This window comes from Sphingopyxis sp., assembly GCF_036402335.1.
Classification (GTDB): Bacteria; Pseudomonadota; Alphaproteobacteria; order Sphingomonadales; family Sphingomonadaceae; genus Sphingopyxis.
In genome coordinates, this window is the sequence record NZ_DASWTD010000477.1 from 1 (window position 1) to 2,051 (window position 2,051).

Below are 2,051 nucleotides of genomic sequence, written 5' to 3' on the forward strand. Positions count from 1 at the left end.
CAACCAACGCGATTCTTGGGTGGAGGGAGTCAAGGCAGCTGTTCCCTGAGTTTCAATCTGTTTACGTTCGCTATCGGCAGCCGGTGATGCGCTGGTTCCGGAAAAGGGGCCTCGATCACGCGGCCGCGGAAGACTGTACCCAGGAATGTTTCGCTCGCCTCTATTCCCGCGGCTCCACCAACCTGGAAAGGCTCGATGCCTATATCTATGTCGTGGCGGCTTCGGTGCTTACCGACCGGTGGCGCAAGGGGAAGGTCCGCCAGGAAACCAATCACGTCCCGCTCGAAAATATCCAGGTTCCGACTGAGGAGTTAACGCCGGCGCGCGTCTTTGAAGGAAAGGATGCGTTGTTGCGCTTGTCAGCGACGCTCGACGAACTGCCCGAACGTACACGAGAAATGTTCTTGCTTAACCGCCTCGACAAATTCAGTTACCAACAGATTGCTGCACGGTTTGGAATATCGGTCAGCGGCGTGGAAAAGCATATGATGCGCGCAATCGCACATGTGCATGCCAGAATGTCGAGCGATGACCGATAGCGTCCGGAACAATCTTTTGTCGCTGGTCGCGGCCCGGGCTGCTTATTGGGTCGCGCGAATGGGTTCCGACCAGCGCACCCGGGCGGATGACGAGGCGCTCGCGCGATGGCTGGATGAAAATGCTGCGCACCGGGCCCAGTTCAACGCGCAAAAGGCGCTTTGGGATCAGATTGGCGCGCTGTCCGACGATCCCGTCGCGCGCCAGATCCTCGGCCGCGACCCGCAGGAGAAGGGCCGCGAAGAGGATGCGGAGATCCCGTACGCGAACCGCCTCTCGCGGAGGTCGTTGTTTTTCGGCGGGACCGCCGCTGCCGCTGCCGCGATGATGGGTGTGTTCTGGCTGGCCGCCGGAACCGAGTTTTCGACCCGCCCGGGACAACAGCGGAATGTCACGCTTGCCGACGGCTCGACCGTCACGCTCGATACCGCGACGCGCATCGACGTGGCGTTGGAGGAGGGGGAGCGGCGCGTGCGCCTTCGTTCGGGACAAGCCTATTTCGACGTTGCGCCCGACAAGACGCGGCCCTTTCGGGTCCTGGTCGAGGGCAACGAGATACGCGCGCTCGGAACCGAGTTCAACGTGCGCCGCGACGGCCGGCGGACCGAGGTCTATCTCGCGCATGGCTCGGTCGCGATCCGGAAGCGCGGTGCCGAAATCATCCTGCGGCCGGGGCAACAGGCGCTGATATCGCCGGCGAAGGCGCCTCGCATCGTCGCAGCCGAGCCCGATCGCATGCAATCCTGGCGGCGGGGCAAGCTCATATTCGATGCCACCCCGCTCGCCGAGGCAGTCGCCGAGGTCAATCGCTATGGCGGCAAGCCGATCCGGCTCGCCGACGCGGCCACGGGCCGCGTCAAGGTGTCAGGTGTCTTCCACGTCGGGCGATCGCAGGCCTTTGTCGAAAGCGTGACGGTTGCATTGCCGATCGAGGTCGAGCGCGAGAATGAGGACGAAACGCTGCTCGGCCAGCGCTGACGCTGCCCCGCCTTTCACCGTCTGCATCGCCTGTTTCCGCGCTTTTCCGTACACCGCCTGAAAAAATGCTAGTCATAGCAATTTTTTTTTCAAACCCGGGTGAGGGGAAAGAAAAGCGGCGCGTCCCTGCCTTTGAGAGGTGACGACCGCGGGGACCCGCGGCGGACAAAACGGGGAGAGACCATGCAGAATATCGCTGGGCGAAAATCGGTTCGCGGCATTTTACTCGCCGGGGGCGCCCTGCTTTCGAGCGGCGCGCTTACTTATCCAGTGGCCGCACAGGCCAGCGAAAAAGTCAGGGTCTATTCGATAGGTGCCCAAGATCTCGGCAACGCGATCCGGCAGTTTGCGCTCCAGACCGGGATCGATGTCGCGTTCGACCCCGCGGCGGTCGCGGGCAAGCGAACGAAGGGTATTCGCGGACGCCTGCAGGAAGAGGCGGCGCTGCGCGCGTTGCTGTCGGATACCGGGCTGCGGTTTCGCCGCACCTCGACGGGCTATGCGCTTCTCGGCACGCCGGCGCGCAAAACCTCGCT

General features: G+C 63.0%; 2 protein-coding genes and 1 pseudogene. All 3 read left to right on the forward strand.

The window, feature by feature from the left end; genetic code table 11:
- Positions 1 to 539, forward strand: a 539-nt coding sequence (locus VGD20_RS15585; protein WP_331135325.1) for an RNA polymerase sigma factor, incomplete at its 5' end; no start/stop codon positions are given.
- Positions 529 to 1,515, forward strand: a complete 987-nt coding sequence (locus VGD20_RS15590; RefSeq protein ID WP_331135326.1) for a FecR family protein — start codon at positions 529 to 531, stop codon at positions 1,513 to 1,515. The genes VGD20_RS15585 and VGD20_RS15590, both read left to right, overlap by 11 nt.
- A gap of 183 nt (positions 1,516 to 1,698) precedes the next feature.
- Positions 1,699 to 2,051, forward strand: a pseudogene (locus VGD20_RS15595) (STN domain-containing protein); the annotation flags it as partial.